At 67.8% G+C, this 16,408-nt stretch carries 11 protein-coding genes; 8 read left to right on the top strand and 3 right to left on the bottom strand.

The genetic code is table 11. From position 1 onward, the window contains the following. Positions 1-35 precede the first annotated feature (35 nt). From map to dapE, 5 genes are read left to right on the top strand one after another with little or no spacing between them, the layout of a single operon-like run. Positions 36-812, top strand: coding sequence for a type I methionyl aminopeptidase (gene map / locus K5K93_RS05910; protein WP_205420742.1), 777 nt, complete (start codon positions 36-38; stop codon positions 810-812). 2 nt (positions 813-814) lie between these two features. Next, the gene (locus K5K93_RS05905) at positions 815-3,442 is read left to right on the top strand and encodes a [protein-PII] uridylyltransferase (protein WP_222390120.1); all 2,628 of its coding nucleotides are present in this window, start codon (positions 815-817) and stop codon (positions 3,440-3,442) included. Then, positions 3,442-4,515 carry a 2,3,4,5-tetrahydropyridine-2,6-dicarboxylate N-succinyltransferase gene (gene dapD / locus K5K93_RS05900; protein WP_093817763.1) on the top strand — a complete coding sequence of 358 codons (1,074 nt, stop codon included), beginning with the start codon at positions 3,442-3,444 and terminating at the stop codon, positions 4,513-4,515. The genes K5K93_RS05905 and dapD overlap by 1 nt, the downstream gene beginning before the upstream one ends. Positions 4,516-4,528: 13 nt before the next feature. Further along, positions 4,529-4,894: an arsenate reductase gene (locus K5K93_RS05895; protein ID WP_080149330.1), complete on the top strand. Its 366-nt coding sequence runs from the start codon at positions 4,529-4,531 to the stop codon at positions 4,892-4,894. Further along, on the top strand, positions 4,891-6,018 hold the full coding sequence (gene dapE / locus K5K93_RS05890; RefSeq protein WP_222390119.1) for a succinyl-diaminopimelate desuccinylase: 1,128 nt from the start codon (positions 4,891-4,893) through the stop codon (positions 6,016-6,018). The genes K5K93_RS05895 and dapE overlap by 4 nt, the downstream gene beginning before the upstream one ends. 383 nt (positions 6,019-6,401) lie before the next feature. Here the strand turns inward: dapE and K5K93_RS05885 are convergent, their stop codons facing one another. Then, positions 6,402-7,280 carry a sel1 repeat family protein gene (locus K5K93_RS05885; RefSeq protein ID WP_222390994.1) on the bottom strand — a complete coding sequence of 293 codons (879 nt, stop codon included), beginning with the start codon at positions 7,278-7,280 and terminating at the stop codon, positions 6,402-6,404. A gap of 341 nt (positions 7,281-7,621) precedes the next feature. On the opposite strand from K5K93_RS05885, the gene asnB reads away from it, so the two are divergent. Further along, entirely contained in the window at positions 7,622-9,313 is a 1,692-nt protein-coding gene (asnB, locus tag K5K93_RS05880) for an asparagine synthase B (protein WP_222390117.1), read from the top strand. Between the two features lie 108 nt (positions 9,314-9,421). Further along, complete coding sequence (locus K5K93_RS05875) at positions 9,422-10,810, top strand: cation:proton antiporter (protein WP_222390114.1); 1,389 nt, start codon at positions 9,422-9,424, stop codon at positions 10,808-10,810. A gap of 103 nt (positions 10,811-10,913) precedes the next feature. Here K5K93_RS05875 and K5K93_RS05870 read toward each other — a convergent pair whose 3' ends face one another. Further along, a complete protein-coding gene (locus tag K5K93_RS05870; protein WP_222390113.1) occupies positions 10,914-13,244 on the bottom strand; it encodes a penicillin acylase family protein in 2,331 nt (776 codons plus the stop codon). 125 nt (positions 13,245-13,369) lie between these two features. On the opposite strand from K5K93_RS05870, the gene bfr reads away from it, so the two are divergent. Next, entirely contained in the window at positions 13,370-13,858 is a 489-nt protein-coding gene (gene bfr / locus K5K93_RS05865) for a bacterioferritin (RefSeq protein ID WP_025877631.1), read from the top strand. Between the two features lie 253 nt (positions 13,859-14,111). On the opposite strand, the gene parC is transcribed toward bfr, so the two are convergent. After that, on the bottom strand, positions 14,112-16,355 hold the full coding sequence (parC, locus tag K5K93_RS05860) for a DNA topoisomerase IV subunit A (protein ID WP_222390112.1): 2,244 nt from the start codon (positions 16,353-16,355) through the stop codon (positions 14,112-14,114). Positions 16,356-16,408 lie beyond the last annotated feature (53 nt).

The following is a 16,408-nucleotide window of genomic DNA, read 5'->3' as shown; positions in this document are numbered from 1 at the left end:
TTCAGATTGCGGCCGGATCGGCGATAATGGGAGCCATGAGCGTGAATATCAAAACCCCGCAGGAAATCGAGATGATGCGCATCGCCGGCCGCCTGGCCAGCGAAGTGCTCGACATCGTCACCCCCCACGTCAAGCCCGGTGTCACGACCGAGGAACTGGACCGCATCTGTCACGACCACATCGTGAACGTGCAGGGCGCCATTCCGGCCAACGTCGGCTACCGCGGCTTCCCCAAGACCGTGTGCACCTCGGTCAACAATGTCATCTGCCATGGCATTCCCAGTGAAGGGAAGGTCCTCAAGGATGGCGACATCATCAATATCGACGTCACCGTCATCAAGGACGGCTGGCATGGCGACACCAGCCGCATGTACTTCGTCGGCACCCCGTCGGTGATGGCCAAGCGCCTGGTCGACGCCACCTATGAAGCGATGTGGCGCGGCATCCGCGCGGTGCGTCCGGGCGCAACCCTGGGCGACGTCGGCCATGCGATCCAGAGCTATGCCGAGAGCGAGCGTTTCAGCGTGGTGCGCGAATACTGCGGCCACGGCATCGGCAAGGTCTACCACGATGAACCGCAGGTGGTGCATTACGGCCGTCCGGGCCAGGGCCTGGTGCTGCAGCCGGGCATGACCTTCACCATCGAGCCGATGATCAACGAGGGCACCCGCTACAACAAGGTGCTGCCCGATGGCTGGACGGTGGTGACCAAGGACCGCAAGCTGTCGGCACAGTGGGAGCACATGATCGCCGTCACCGAGACCGGCGTGGACGTGCTGACCCTGTCGCCGGGCGAGTCGCAGGTTTCCTGACGATGCTGCCGGCGAGTTCGCTGCTGGACACGCCGGCCGCGTCGCTCAACGACCCGGACTGGGCTGCTGCCGCGCGCGATGCGCTGCAGCAGGCCGATACGCGCCTGTACCGCCGCTTCGACCAGGGCGACAACATCGAGCGCCTGCTGGCATTGCGCGCGCGCGCGGCCGATCACCTGATCCGCCATGCGTGGCAGCGCTGCCTGCCGGCCGACAGTGGCCTGTCGCTGTTTGCGGTCGGTGGCTATGGGCGTGGTGAACTGTTCCCACGCTCGGACATCGACCTGCTGGTGTTCGGCGATCCGCAGGCGCAGGTGGCCCATGAGGAGGCGCTCGCGCGCCTGTTCGCGCTGCTGTGGGATTGTGGCCTGGCGGTCAGCCACGCGGTGCGTTCGGCCGGGCAGTGCAGCGAGGCTGCAGCCGACCAGACCGTGCTGACGGCGTTGATCGAAGCGCGCCCGCTGATGGCCGATGAGGCGGCGCGGCGCGCGCTGCGTGCGGCGGTGGATGACCGCGAACTGTGGCCGCCGCGTGCGTTCTTCCTGGCCAAGCTGGAGGAGCTGCGCAACCGCCACCAGCGTTTCGGCGACACCGCCGACAACCTGGAGCCGGACCTGAAGGATGGCCCCGGCGGCCTGCGCGATCTCAACACGCTGGGCTGGATGGCGCTGCGTGCGTTTGGCGTGCGCGATCTGGAAGCGCTGGTCGGCCTGGGCCACCTGGGCGCTGACGAGGCGGCGGCACTCAAGCGCGAACGTGCGGTGCTGGCGCGACTGCGCTTCGGCCTGCACCTGGTGGCGCGACGCCCGGAAGAGCGCCTGCGCTTCGATTACCAGAAGACCCTGGCCGCGCGCCTGGGCTTTGAAGACGACGCCGAGAGCCTGGGCGTCGAGAAGATGATGCAGGGCTTCTACCGCGCCGCTTCGGTGGTGCGGCGGATCAGCGATCGTCTGCTGCAGCGTTTCGAGGAACAGTTCGATGGCGAGGCACAGCCTGAGCCGCTGACGGTGGGGTTCGCGCTGCGGCGTGGCTATCTGGCGGCCAACGATGCCGACTGGCCGAATGCTGACATCGGCCAGGTCTTCGCGCTGTTCGCCAGCTGGGCGAACAATCCGCAGATCCGTGGCCTGCATTCGTTGACCGCGCGCGCGCTGGCCGAATCGCTGCCGTTGCTGCCTGCCTATGACCAGGCAGACCCTGATGCGCGCGAACAGTTCATGGCCCTGCTGCGTGGCCAGCGCCCGGTCGACACGCTTTCGCGCATGGCGCGGCTGGGCGTGCTCGGGCAGTGGATTCCCGCATTCGCCCAGGTCAGCGGGCGCATGCAGTTCGACCTGTTCCATGTCTACACCGTCGACCAGCACACGCTGATGGTCCTGCGCAACATGGGGCTGTTCGCCAGCAGTCGCGCCGATGAACGTTTCTCGATAGCCCACGAAGTCTGGCCGCGCCTGCGCAAGCCGGAACTGCTGCTGCTGGCCGGCCTGTTCCACGACATCGCCAAGGGGCGCGGCGGCGATCATTCCGAACTGGGCGCGGTCGACGCACGGGCGTTCTGCCACGCGCAGGGGCTGAGTGGCTCGGACACCGAACTGGTGGCCTGGCTGGTCGAACAGCACCTGCGGATGTCGGTGACCGCGCAGAAGCAGGACATCGCCGATGCGGAGGTGATCCATCGTTTCGCGACCCTGGTCGGCAGCCGCGACCGCCTGGATTACCTGTATCTGCTGACCTGCGCCGACATCGCCGGCACCAGCCCGAAGCTGTGGAACGCGTGGAAGGACCGGCTGCTGGCCGATCTGTATTTCGCTACCCGCCGCGCGCTGCGCGAGGGCCTGGAGCATCCGGTGCCGGCCGCCGAGCGCGTGGCCGAAGCGCGCGACAGCGTGCGAGCACTGGTGCGCGAGCAGGGCTACGACGATGCCACCATCGATCGCCAGTTCGCGGTGATGCCCGACGAAGGTTTCATCCGCCTGCGCCCGGAACAGTTGGCCTGGCAGGCTGCCGCACTGGTGCCGATCAAGCAGGGCCAGACGCTGGTGAAGGTACGCCGGATCAGCGTTGACGACCCAGCGCTGGAAGTGTTCGTGCATTCGCCGGACCGTGACGGCTTGTTCGCCGCGATCGTGATGACCCTGGACCGCAAGGGCTACGGCATCCACCGCGCGCGCGTGCTGGATGGTCCGGCCGACACGATTTTCGATAATTTTGAAGTGAGCCCGGCCGACACCTTTGCCGATGGCAGCAGCGCCAACCTGGAAGCGGCACTGCGCGAGGCGCTCAGTGGCGACCTTGCGCGGCTGCGTCCCTCGCGCCGGGTGGTGCCACGCCAGCTGCGCCACTTCCGTTTCGCCCCGCGCATCGAGTTCCGCGATGAACCCGGCGCGACCCGTTTTGCCCTGGTCGCCCCCGATCGCCCCGGCCTGCTGGCCGACGTGGCGTTCGTGCTGCGCAACCAGGGACTGCGCGTGCAGGACGCGCGCATTGCCACATTCGGCGAACGCGCCGAAGACACCTTCGTGATCAGTGACGAACACGACCTCCCCCTGACTGAATCCGCCCGGCAGCAGCTGCATGACGCAATGCTGGCCTGCCTGGACCCTGATCGAAACGCCGGAGACCCCACCTGATGGCCACCAAGCCCGCAAAGAAGACTGACGCGACCGCCAAGAGCGCAGCGGCCAGAAAGACCCCTGCCGCCGCCCCGGCTGCGAAGAAGGCTGCGCGACAGCCGAAGGCGGGCCAGACCGCAGCGGTGAAGAAGGCCGCCGCACCGAAGGCTGCAGCGAAGAAGGCGCCGGCCAAGACCGCCGAAGCGGCGCGCGCCGAGAACATCGCACGCAAGTCGCTGCGCAAGCCGGCCGGGCCGGGCGTGGAAGAACTGAAGTTCGGCATCGAAAGCGCCTTCGAGCGCCGCGCCACGCTGACCCTGCACGAACTGGAAGGCTCGACCCGGCCGCTGGTCAACCGCGTGATCGACGGCCTGGAAAGCGGTGAGTTCCGCGTCGCCGAACCCGATGGCCATGGTGGCTGGAAGGTCAACGAATGGCTGAAGAAGGCAGTGCTGCTGTATTTCCGCGTCAACGACATGGCCGTGGTCGATGCACGCCCGGCACCGTTCTGGGACAAGGTCGAATCGCGCTTTGCCGGCTATGACGAGGCGAAGTTCCGCCGTGGCGGCGTGCGCGTGGTGCCGGGTGCGATCGCCCGTCGCGGCACGTATTTCGGCAAGGACGTGGTGCTGATGCCGAGCTTCACCAACATCGGTGCCTACGTCGGCGAAGGCACCATGGTCGACACCTGGGCCACCGTCGGTTCCTGCGCGCAGATCGGCCAGCATTGCCACCTGTCCGGTGGTGCCGGCATCGGTGGCGTGCTCGAGCCGCTGCAGGCCAGCCCGACCATCATCGAAGACCATTGCTTCATCGGCGCGCGTTCGGAAGTGGTGGAAGGCGTGGTCGTCGGCCATCACAGCGTGATCGGCATGGGCGTGTTCCTCAGCCAGAGCACCCGCATCTACAACCGCGCCACCGGCGAAATCAGCTACGGCTACATTCCGCCGTACAGCGTGGTGGTGTCCGGCTCGCTGCCGAGCAAGGACGGTACCCACTCGCTGTACTGCGCGGTGATCGTCAAGCAGGTCGATGCCCGCACCCGCAGCAAGACCAGCGTCAACGACCTGCTGCGCGGCCTGGCCGACTGACGGGGCCGCACGCATGAGCACCACCGTCCATGGTCTGAAGAACTGCGATACCTGCAAGAAGGCGACCAAGTGGCTGGACCGCTTCGGCGTGCCGTACACCTTCGTCGACTACCGCGACAACAAACCCAGCCCGGAAACGCTGCTGGAATGGGCCGCCCAGCTGGGTGGCCTGGCAGCGATGGTCAACCGGTCCTCCACCACCTGGCGGCAGCTGCCCGACAACCGCAAGGCCGCCGATTCGGAGGCGGAGTGGAAGCTGCTGCTGCGCGAGTACCCGCAGTTGATCAAGCGGCCGCTGGTGGTGACTGCCGACGGCAAGGTCAGCCAGGGTTTCAGCGACAACGGTTTCAAGGCGCGCTTCGGCGTGGGCGGCGCGTGAGCGCCGTCCTCGACCTGGCCTGCGATCTGATTGCACGGCCATCGGTGACCCCGGACGATGCCGGTTGCCAGGAACTGATCGGCCAGCGTCTGCAGGCGGCCGGTTTCACCTGTGAGCACCTGCGGCTGGGCGAGGTCGACAACCTGTGGGCCACGCACGGCAGCGGCGCGCCGGTGCTGGTCCTGCTGGGCCATACCGACGTGGTGCCGCCGGGCCCGCGCGAGGCGTGGCAGAGCGATCCGTTCGCGCCACAGATCCGCGATGGCGTGCTGTACGGTCGCGGCACCGCCGACATGAAGGGCAGCGTGGCCGCGTTCGTGATCGCTGCCGAACAGTTCGTTGCGGCCCATCCGCAGCACACCGGCACGCTGGCGGTGCTGCTGACCAGCGATGAGGAAGGCGATGCGATCGATGGCGTGCGCCATGTCGCGCGGCTGTTCGCCGAGCGTGGCCAGCGCATCGACTGGTGCATCACCGGCGAGCCGTCCTCCACCGCCACGCTGGGTGACCTGCTGCGCGTGGGACGTCGCGGCAGCCTGTCGGCCAAGCTGCGCGTGCAGGGCGTGCAAGGCCACGTGGCCTACCCGGACAAGGCGCGCAATCCGATTCATCTTGCCGCGCCGATGCTCGCTGAACTGACCGCACGGCGCTGGGACGAGGGCTATGAGAGCTTCCCGTCGACCAGCCTGCAGATCTCCAACATCCATGCCGGCACCGGTGCCAACAACGTGATTCCCGGTGAACTGGAGGTGGATTTCAACATCCGCTACAACCCGCACTGGGATGCAGCGAAGCTGGAAGCGGACATCACCGCGCTGCTGGACCGCCATGGCCTGCAGTACACGCTGAAGTGGCACCGCAGTGGCGAGCCGTTCTACACCCCGGAAGGTACGTTGCGTGCAGCGGCGCGCGCGGTACTGGCCGAGCACACCGGTCGCGCACCGGAAGAGAGCACCGGTGGTGGCACCTCCGATGCGCGCTTCATCGCACCCCTGGGCGCGCAGTGCATCGAAGTCGGCCCGGTCAACGCCAGCATCCACCAGGTGGATGAGAACGTGCGCGTGGACGAGCTGGAAGCACTGCCGGGGCTGTACCAGCGACTGGTCGAACGCCTGCTGGTGTGATCCGCGTCGCCGGGCATGGCCCGGCGCTACCGGGGGGAGCGTGCGGATGCTGGTGTGATCCGCGTCGCCGGGCATGGCCCGGCGCTACCGGGTGAGCGTGCGGATGCTGGTGTGATCCGCGTCGCCGGGCATGGCCCGGCGCTACCGGGTGAGCGTGCGGATGCTGGTGTGATCCGCGTCGCCGGGCATGGCCCGGCGCTACCGGGGTGAGCGTGCGGATGATGGTGTGATCCGCGTCGCCGGGCATGGCCCGGCGCTACCGGGGTGAGCGTGCGGATGCTGGTGTGATCCGCGTCGCCGGGCATGGCCCGGCGCTACCGGGGTGAGCGTGCGGATGATCGTGGGTAGCGCCGGGCCATGCCCGGCGAGTGCAGCGGCGCGCGTCATTCCGAAAAAATGAAGAACGGCGGTTCGACTGCTTTTTTCCAGTAGCTCGGCGCGGCCATGTAGAAGCGCTGCGCGTCGGCCCGGGCGAACCAGCGCGCTGCCGCGTCGGTGTCCTTCTCCACGCCCGGCGCACTGCGGCCCAGCAGCAGCCCGGCGAAGTACTGGCCGAACACATTGCCCTTCTCGCCGGCGCGCTGGTACAGCTGCAGCGCACGCGCCGGATCGCACGGCAGTCCCACGCCCTTCTCCAGCAGCGCGCCCAGGTCCACCTGCGCTTCGGCATCGCCGCGCTCGGCGCGACGCTGGATCTGCGCAACCAGCGGATGCACGCTGTCGCCCTGCGCGGCCACCGCATCCGGCAGTCGCGACGATGAACTCGGGTAGCGCTGATGGATCATTCCGCGCAGGTCCCAGCGCAGCGCCTGTTGCGCGTCGCCACGCTGGCGATAGGCCTTGGCGAGTTCGTAGAACGCATAGGGATTGCCGTGGTAGGCCGCCGCCAGATAGGCGCGTTCGCCCCGTCGCCAGGACGCGCGCAGCACCGGCGCAGGGTTGATGCGGGGGCTGTCGGCATACTGCAGCGTGCCGGAGATCCAGATCCGGCCCAGGGCTTCTTCCGCCCTGGTGTTGTGGAAGGTCCAGGGGGTGACCGCTGCGGCACGCTCGTAATAGGCAATGGCGCGCGGATCGTTGAAGCGCTCGAAGGTTTCGGCGGTATCAAAGGCCCCCTTGAAGCTGCCGTCGGTTCCGCGTTGTTCCAGGCTCTGCTGCTGAGCCGGCGGAAGGAGCGAGGGTGGGGGCAGGGTCTGGCAGGCGGCCAGGCCCAGGCAGATCAGGGCGGCCAGAGCCGCGTTGCGTCCGTTGCGGTGTTGCATTTCCATTGCACGTTTCACGGCGGGCCATTATGCGCTCTGCGGAGTGGTTGCCAACGCAACGGTTGCGCCGTGCCGGAAAGCGGGGTAGGGTCGATGCCATGTCGATCCGCCTGGCCACCGCCGTCAACAACACCAACCGCAATAATCTGCGTGCGAATAATCGTGCGCGGCCGATGCGGGACTGCGCCCTGGGTAGATAGACAGCAACATACGCCCGGACACCAGAAAACCCGCATCGGCCGATGCGGGTTTTTTTGTGCCCGGGCGCAGCCCCACCCGGGCCTGGATGGCCGGTCGAACACCTTCCCCCCGTGTACTTCCCCACAACAGGAGTTCCACCCATGTGTTCGATCTTCGGTATTTTCGGCCTGCAGGCCGGTGACGATCTTCCTTCCCTGCGCCGCCATGCGCTGGAGCTGTCGCAGCGCCAGCGTCATCGTGGCCCGGACTGGAGCGGCGTGTACCTGGACGAAGGCGCGCTGCTGGTGCACGAGCGCCTGGCCATCGTCGATCCGGCAGGCGGCTCGCAGCCGTTGCTGTCCGAAGACGGGCAGCTGGCGCTGGCGGTCAACGGCGAGATCTACAACCACCAGCAGCTCAAGGGCGGACTTGCCCAGGCCTATGCCTTCCAGACCGGCTCGGATTGCGAGGTGATCAACGCGCTGTACTGCCAGGGCGGGTCGCCGGCGCAGTGGCTGGAGCAGCTCAACGGCATCTTTGCTTTCGCTTTGTGGGATCGCAGTGCGGGTCGTGTGCTGGTCGCGCGCGACCCGGTCGGCGTGGTGCCGCTGTACTGGGGCCATGATGCGCAGGGGCGGTTGCGCGTCGCCTCTGAAATGAAGGCGTTGGTCGATACCTGCGCCGACGTCGCCCAGTTCCCGCCCGGCCATTACTACGACAGCGCCAGCGGTGAGCTGGTGCGCTACTACCAGCAGCCGTGGCGCGCGTACGACGACGTGCAGGGCCGTCCGGCCGATCTCGCCGAGCTGCGCCAGGCCTTCGAACATGCGGTCGAACGCCAGTTGATGAGTGACGTGCCGTACGGCGTGCTGCTGTCGGGCGGGCTGGATTCATCGCTGGTTGCGGCCGTGGCAGCACGTTATGCGCGTCGTCGCATCGAAGATGGCGGGCAGAGCGAAGCATGGTGGCCGCGCCTGCATTCGTTCGCCATCGGCCTGAAGGGCTCGCCGGATCTGGCCGCTGCTGCGGTGGCCGCCGAAGCACTGGGCACGGTCCACCACGGCTTCGAATACACCTTCGAAGAAGGCCTGGACGTGCTGCCGGAGGTGATCCGCCATATTGAAACCTACGACGTCACCACCATCCGCGCCTCCACGCCGATGTTCCTGCTGGCGCGCCGGATCAAGGCGATGGGGGTGAAGATGGTGCTGTCCGGCGAAGGCAGCGACGAGATCTTCGGCGGCTATCTGTACTTCCACAAGGCACCGGACGCGCGCGAATTCCACCAGGAACTGGTGCGCAAGCTCGACGCCCTGCACAACTACGATTGCCTGCGCGCCAACAAGTCGATGATGGCCTGGGGCGTGGAGCCGCGCGTGCCGTTCCTGGACCGCGAGTTCCTCGACGTGGCGATGCGATTCGATGCCGCGCACAAGATGGTCGGCGCCGGTTCTGGTGGTCGCCGCATCGAGAAGGCGGTACTGCGCGAAGCCTTCCAGGGCTACCTGCCGGACAGCATCCTGTGGCGGCAGAAAGAGCAGTTCAGCGATGGCGTCGGCTACGGCTGGATCGATGGCCTGAAGGCGCACGCCGAAGCACAGGTCAGCGACCGCGTGTTGGCTGCGGCCGACAAGCGCTTCCCGCACAACCCGCCGCAGACCAAGGAGGCGTACTACTACCGTCACCTGTTCGAGCAGTTCTTCCCCAGCCATGCGGCGGCTGAAACCGTGCCGGGCGGCAAGTCGATCGCCTGTTCCTCGCCGGCAGCGATCGCCTGGGATGCCAGCTTCGCCGCCGCCGCCGACCCGTCGGGCCGCGCCATCGCCGGCGTGCACGAACAGGCGTTGGCCTGATCGGCCACGCCGAGCGGCAGCCACACGGGTAGCGCCGGGCCCTGCCCGGCGAGCCCTGCAGCGCATGGGCGGCGAGGGACGTATCATCGGCGCCCTGCACATTGGGGAATGTTCATGGACGTACAGACCGGAGGTCCCGTGAGGCCGACGAAATGGGCTTGGCGCTACCTGGTGTGGGCCGGCGTGCCGCTGCTGGCCGGCCTGCTGCTGGCGCGCTATGCGGGCCCCGGGCTGCCGACGGTGGCCAGCAAGGCCGAAGCCGTGGTCGGCAGTGACTGGGCACATCACCTGGCCTCGCCGCTCGGCCTGTTCCTGCTGCAGCTGCTGGTGCTGTTGCTGGTCGCCAAGGGCGCCGGTGCGCTGTTGAAGCGTTTCGGCCAGCCGGCCGTGATCGGCGAAATGGCCGCCGGCCTGATGATGGGGCCGCTGTTGCTGGGCAGCCTGCTGCCGCAGGTGCACGGTGCGCTGTTCCCGGCCGCTTCGCTCGGGCCGCTGGGCATGCTCAGCCAGCTGGGTGTGCTGATGTTCCTGCTGGTGGCCGGCGCCGAACTGGATCTGGGCGCGCTGCGTGGGCGTCGTCGCTTCGCCTTCACCGTCAGCCACGCCGGCATCGCGGTGCCGTTCGTACTCGGTGTGGCACTGGCCATCTGGCTGTACCCGCAGCATGGCCCGCAGGGCGTGAGCTTTACCGCGTTCGCGCTGTTCGTCGGTATTTCGATGAGCATCACCGCTTTCCCGGTGCTGCTGCGCATCCTCGCTGATCGCGGCATCACCCACACCCCGCTGGGGCAGACCGCCATCGCCTGCGCGGCGCTGGGCGATGCGACCGCGTGGTGCCTGCTGGCGTTGATCGTGGCGGCAGCGCAGGCCACCGGCTGGCTGCCAGCCAGCCTCAACCTGCTGTGCGTGGTGGCGTTCATCGCGCTGATGCTGGGCCTGGTGAAGCCGTGGTTCGCCCGCCAGGCCATCGCGCCCGGTCGCGAAGGGCGCTGGCTGCTGGGCATCCTGCTGCTGTCGCTGGCCAGTGCGCTGGTCACCGAAATACTCGGCATCCATGCGCTGTTCGGCGCCTTCGCTGCAGGCGTGGCGGTGTCGTCCAACGCGCAGCTGCGGCACCTGCTGGTGGCCAGGGTCGAACCGTTCGCGGTGACGCTGCTGCTGCCGCTGTTCTTCGCCATGACCGGCCTGCGCATGCGCGCCGACGCGTTGCAGACCAGTGACATCGCGTTGTGCGTGGTGGTGATCGCCGTGGCCACGGTGGGCAAGCTGTTGGGCACCTGGAGCGCGGCGCGCAGTACCGGCATGGCCTCGCGCGAAGCGTGGCGGTTGGGTGCGCTGATGAACACCCGCGGGTTGATGGAGCTGATCGTGCTCAACCTGGGCTACGAGCTGGGCCTGCTGGGCGACCGCCTGTTTGCGGTGCTGGTGATCATGGCACTGGTGACCACTGCGATGACCGGGCCGCTGTTGAACCTGATCGAGCGCCGCAAGGCCTGACCCGGTGAATCCCGCCGGGCATGGCCCGGCGCTACCATATCGTTCGGATCCACTGTGCGCGGGCTCGTTGCTCTGGTAGCGCCGGGCCATGCCCGGCGAGCAATTACCTGGCCGGTAGCAGCGTCAACGTGTGCTGCGCCTTGCCGGGCAGGAACGGGGTGGGACGGCCGTGCACCCAGTCCTCATGTCCGGCGCCCCAGTACGGCGACAGCGGATGGCCGCTCTGCCCACCCGGCATGTGCACGATGCCATCGGCCTCGTGTCCGGGCGAGACCACCATGCGCTGCGAGGCGCCGAACGCCGGCGTCTGTACACGCGGCATGTCACGGTCGCCGGGCAGGGGATCGGTCGGCATGCACAACCAGCGGCTGGCGAAGGCGGGCAGGGCGCGCGCGACCGGATGACAGATTGCTGCAGTATTGCGCTCGCCCCAGCTGCGGTGCGCCAGCGGCCCCTGCGCCGACAACTCCGCTTCGGTACGGCGCGCCGCATCGGCCAGCAGCGCATCCCAGCTCGTGTAGGCGGGCGGCAGCAGGTTGGCGGGGCGCTGCTGCAGCATCGGCCAGGCCACGCCTTCCAGCTGCGCCAGGCGCGGTGCCAGGAAATCCTCGCCCAGCGGTGCCCGGGCCGGTGCCAGCAGCGCATCGGTCAACGTGTTGAGTACCTGTGTGCGGAATTCGCGCACCACCCGGTAGCTGACCGAACCGATCGCGGCGCGACCCTCCCAATGGCTGCTGGCCGTGCCCAACCGCTTCAGTGCCGGATCGTCGCTGTGCTCGACCACCTGGTGCAGCAGCACCCACCAGCGCTGCAGGAACACCGCGCGGTCGTCGAGCTGGATCGCCAGCAGGTCGTGCTCGTCGAAATGCGCCTGCGTGGCCAACAGGTCGCGGATCTGCCGTCCGCGTGCGCCGAGGTCGTAGCCACCATTGCCGACCGTGGCCAGGGTCGCCTCGTCCACCACGCGGCTGTTGGCCGTCCACAGCCGATGCGAGGCGGGGTCGACCAGGCTCGGCGCGGCGTCGCTGCGGATCGGCCACGGCGCGCAGCCCGGGTTGCGGTGATTGTCATTGAAGCCCAGCGGTGTGCAGCCCGGGCCACGGTCAGGCCGCGCGCCGATCAGGCGCCACGCGATGCGCCCGCTGCGGTCGCCGATCACCAGGTTCTGCGCGGGAATGCGGGCGTGGTCGGCAATCTGCAGGGCCTGGTCCAGATCGGCGGCCCGTGCCATGTCGGCGAAGTCCATGCGCACCGCGCCCGGCAACTGCGCGACCCAGCGCAAGGCGTCGCCGCTGCCATCGGCGTGGGTGTGCAGGATCGGTCCCCACGCGGTTTCGCGTACCGGGAAACGCACGTCGGCACCGCCGGCCACGACGATCCGTTCCTCGTGCACGGTCACTGCAGCGTCCGCTGGCTCGGTGCGGAAGTCGGCAGTGTCGATGTAGCTGTTGGTGAAGCCCCAGGCCACGTGGCCGTTGCTGCCGACAATCACCGCCGGCACGCCCGGCAGCGAGAATCCGCTGACGTCGACCTGGCCACCCGCGGCCTGTGGATCGGGGTAGCGCAGGCGCACACGGAACCACAGGCTGGGGGCGCGCAGGCCCAGGTGCATGTCGTCGGCGACGATCGCACGGCCATCGGCGGTCAGCGCGCCGGCCACGGCGAAATTGTTGCTGCCGACCGCGTCAGCATCTTCGGCAGCCGCGCCGGTCGCCGCCTTCAGCGTGCGCAGGTCCAGCTGGCTGGCATCGGGCAGGGGGGCGTTGCCACGGGCAGCGCCGGCCAGCGGCGCATCCCACTCGCTGCCGTCATGCGCCAGCAGCGCATACAGTGCCGGTGGCACCACCGCGCGGATGCGATCCAAGGCGAGTTCGGACTGGTTGCTGGGGTCCTGCAGGTCGGCGTACATGGCCAAGCCTGCCAGCACGCTGTCGCTGGCCTGCCACGGTCGGGGCGCCTGCCGCAGCAGCAGGTAGGCCCATGGCCGCACCGCCAGGCTGCCCAGGCCCTGGTTGACCCCGTCCACGTAGGCGCGCACGGCCGCAGGGTCGCTGCCCAGTGCGTCCTGCAGATGGGCCTCGGTGCGCGCGCGCAGGCGGTGCACGCGCATGCGCTTGTCGGCTTCGATCGCCTTCGCCCCGAACAACGCGGACAGTTCACCCGCGGCACTGCGCCGCATCAGGTCCATTTCGAAATAACGTTCCTGCGCGTGAACACGGCCGAGCGCCCGCAGGGCATCGGCCTTGTTGCCGGCGGTGATGGTGACCACCCCCAGCGCATCGCGCTCTACGGTGAGCTGGGTGGCCAGCCCGGGCAACGGGTGCTCGCCATCCAGCTCGGCCAGGCTGCCGCGCAGCAGCAACCACAGGGCCAGCACCGCCAGCAGCATGATCGCTACCAGCGCACCCAGAATCCACCGCCACGTACGACGCATTGCAGGTCCTTTCCGAGCAGGTCGGCCGATTGTAGCCGCAGGCGCAACTGCGACTGATTCCGATTAGATCACCGTAGTTCCAGATCGGGCACCATGGGCGCCATCGATTCACAGGAGCGCCCCCCATGAAAGGCAACCCGGACGTCATCGCCTGCCTGAAGGAACTGCTGCGCGGCGAACTCGCCGCCCGCGACCAGTACTTCATCCACTCCCGCCGCTACGAGGACCAGGGCCTGTTCGCGCTGTACGAACGCCTGAACCACGAGATGGAAGAGGAGACCCAGCATGCCGACGCGCTGCTGCGCCGGATCCTGTTCCTGGGCGGCGACCCGGACATGCGCCCGCATGCCACCGAGCCCGGCAAGACCGTGGAGGAGATGCTGCGCAAGGACCTGGACACCGAATACGCGGTGCGCAACAACCTCGCCGCCGGCATGAAGCTGTGCGAGGAGAAGGGCGACTACGTGAGCCGCGACATGCTGCTGGCGCAGTTGAAGGACACCGAGGAAGACCACGCCTGGTGGCTGGAGCAGCAGCTGGGCCTGATCAAGCGCATCGGCCTGGAGCTGTACCAGCTGAGCAAGATTGACGGCAGCGGCGCCCCGGCGCACTGACCCCGATTGTCGTAGCGCCGGGTCATGCCCGGCTCTACCAGGATTGCAAAGCAACGTCGCCCGCCAGCACCGGAGCACCGCCAGCCAGCCTTCGCCCGCCAGCTGCTCCACCGCCCGCCAGCCGACAAACAAAGAAGCCGGGGAATGCCCCGGCTTTTTTGTGTCTGATGCTCCGTTCCCGGTAGCGCCGGGCCATGCCCGGCGGGTTCCCGGTTGCCGGGCAAGGCGTGTCAACCAAGGTTGACACCTACCGTCATTCGACCGACAACCCTTCCACCTTCTGCCAGCCACGCGGCAGCAGATGGCCACGGGTGGCGCGGGCGCCCAGATAGGCGTCGAGTTCGTTGAACTTCAGGCCCATGGTGCGCTGGCCGCTGCGGACCTGCAGGGTCTGGCCCGGGCTGATTGCCACGATGGCGACCACGCGTTCGGTGGCGAGCTTGGCCTTGGGGATCTCGATGATCTTGTTGCCCTTGCCCTTGTCCAGTTCCGGCAGGTCGTTGGCGGCGATCGCCAGCAGGTTGCCCGAACTGGTCACCGCGACGATGCGGTCGGTAGCGACGTTGGCCACCACCGATGGGGTCAGTACCGACGAACCCGCCGACAGGTTCAGCATCGCCTTGCCGGCCTTGTTGCGACCGATCAGGTTCTCGAAGCGGGTGACGAAGCCATAGCCGTGGGTCGAGGCCAGCACGAAGCGGGTATCCGGTTCGGCGCTGGCCAGGGTCACGAAGCTGGTGCCTGAGGCCGGCGAGAAGCGGCCGGTCAGCGGTTCACCGTTGCCGCGTGCCGAGGGAAGGGTATGCACCGGCGTGGAGTAGGCGCGGCCTTCGCTGTCCAGGAACGCGACCTGCTGGGTGCTGCGCGCACGCACTGCGCCCTGCAGGGCGTCGCCGTCGCGGTAGGACAGGGCGGACGCATCGACGTCGTGGCCCTTGGCGGCACGGATCCAGCCCTTCTCCGACAGCACCACGGTCATCGGCTCGCTCGGTACCAGCTCGGTCTCGTCGATGGCCTGCGCGGCCTGGCGCTGCACCAGCGGCGAGCGGCGTTCGTCACCGAACTTCTTGGCATCGGCCTGCAACTCGTCGCGGATCAGCTTCTTCAGTTTGGCCTTGCTGTCGAGGATGCTGAGGATCTTGTCGCGCTCCTTGGCCAGTTCGTCCTGCTCGCCGCGGATCTTCATTTCTTCCAGGCGGGCCAGCTGCTTCAGCTTGGTTTCCAGGATGTACTCGGCCTGGTCTTCGGACAGGCCGAAGCGTGCGATCAGCGCCGCCTTCGGTTCGTCCTCGGTACGGATGATGTGGATCACCTCGTCCAGGTTGAGGAACGCCACCAGCAGGCCTTCCAACAGGTGCAGGCGACGCTCGACCTTCTGCAGGCGGTGCTGCAGGCGGCGGGTGACGGTGCTGCTGCGGAATGCCAGCCATTCGCTGAGCAGCGTCTTCAGGTTCTTCACCTGCGGACGGCCGTCCAGCCCGATCACGTTGAGGTTGACGCGGTAGCTGCGCTCCATGTCGGTGGTGGCGAACAGGTGCCCCATCAACTGCTCGGGGTCGACGCGGTTCGAGCGCGGCACCAGTACCACGCGCACCGGGTTGGCGTGGTCGGACTCATCGCGGATGTCTTCCAGCCACGGCAGCTTCTTGGCGCGCATCTGCGCGGCGATCTGCTCGATCACCTTCGACGGCGACACCTGGAACGGCAACGCGGTGACCACCACGTTGTGCGCTTCCTTGATGTAGGTGGCACGCGCACGCACGCTGCCGTTGCCGGTCTCGTACATGTTCCGCAGGTCGTTGGCCGGGGTGATGATCTCGGCGTTGGACGGATAATCCGGACCCTTCACGTGCTCGCACAGGTCGCGCACGCTGGCATCCGGATCGTCCAGCAGGTGCAGCAGCGCGCTGACGATCTCGTTGAGGTTGTGCGGCGGCACATCGGTGGCCATGCCCACGGCGATGCCGGTGGTGCCGTTCAGCAGCAGATGCGGCAGGCGTGCCGGCATCCAGGTCGGTTCCTGCAGGGTGCCGTCGAAGTTCGGTGCCCAGTCGGTGGTGCCCTGGCCCAGTTCGCCCAGCAGCACTTCGGCGATCGGGGTCAGCTTGGATTCGGTGTAACGCATCGCCGCGAACGACTTCGGGTCGTCGCTGGAACCGAAGTTGCCCTGGCCTTCGATCAGCGGATAACGGTACGAGAACGGCTGTGCCATCAGCACCAGTGCTTCGTAGCACGCGCTGTCGCCATGCGGGTGGTACTTACCGATGACGTCACCGACGGTGCGCGCGGACTTCTTCGGCTTGGACGCGGCATTCAGGCCCAGCTCGCTCATCGAATAGATGATGCGGCGCTGCACGGGCTTCAGGCCGTCGCCAATGAACGGCAGGGCGCGATCCAGGACCACGTACATCGAGTAGTCGAGGTAGGCGCGTTCGGCGTACTCGCGCAGCGGCAGTTGTTCGAAACCGTGGAACACGGGGCGGGCAAGATCGGTCATGCGGCGTTGTTACCTATGTCGGGAGGCGGTGACGGCGGTCGCCGCTCTCAATC

It is taken from the genome of Stenotrophomonas sp. DR822, from assembly GCF_019793815.1.
Classification (GTDB): domain Bacteria; phylum Pseudomonadota; class Gammaproteobacteria; order Xanthomonadales; family Xanthomonadaceae; genus Stenotrophomonas; species Stenotrophomonas indicatrix.
Note: the sequence above shows the minus strand (reverse complement) of the source record. Positions and strands in the feature narration are given on the sequence as shown.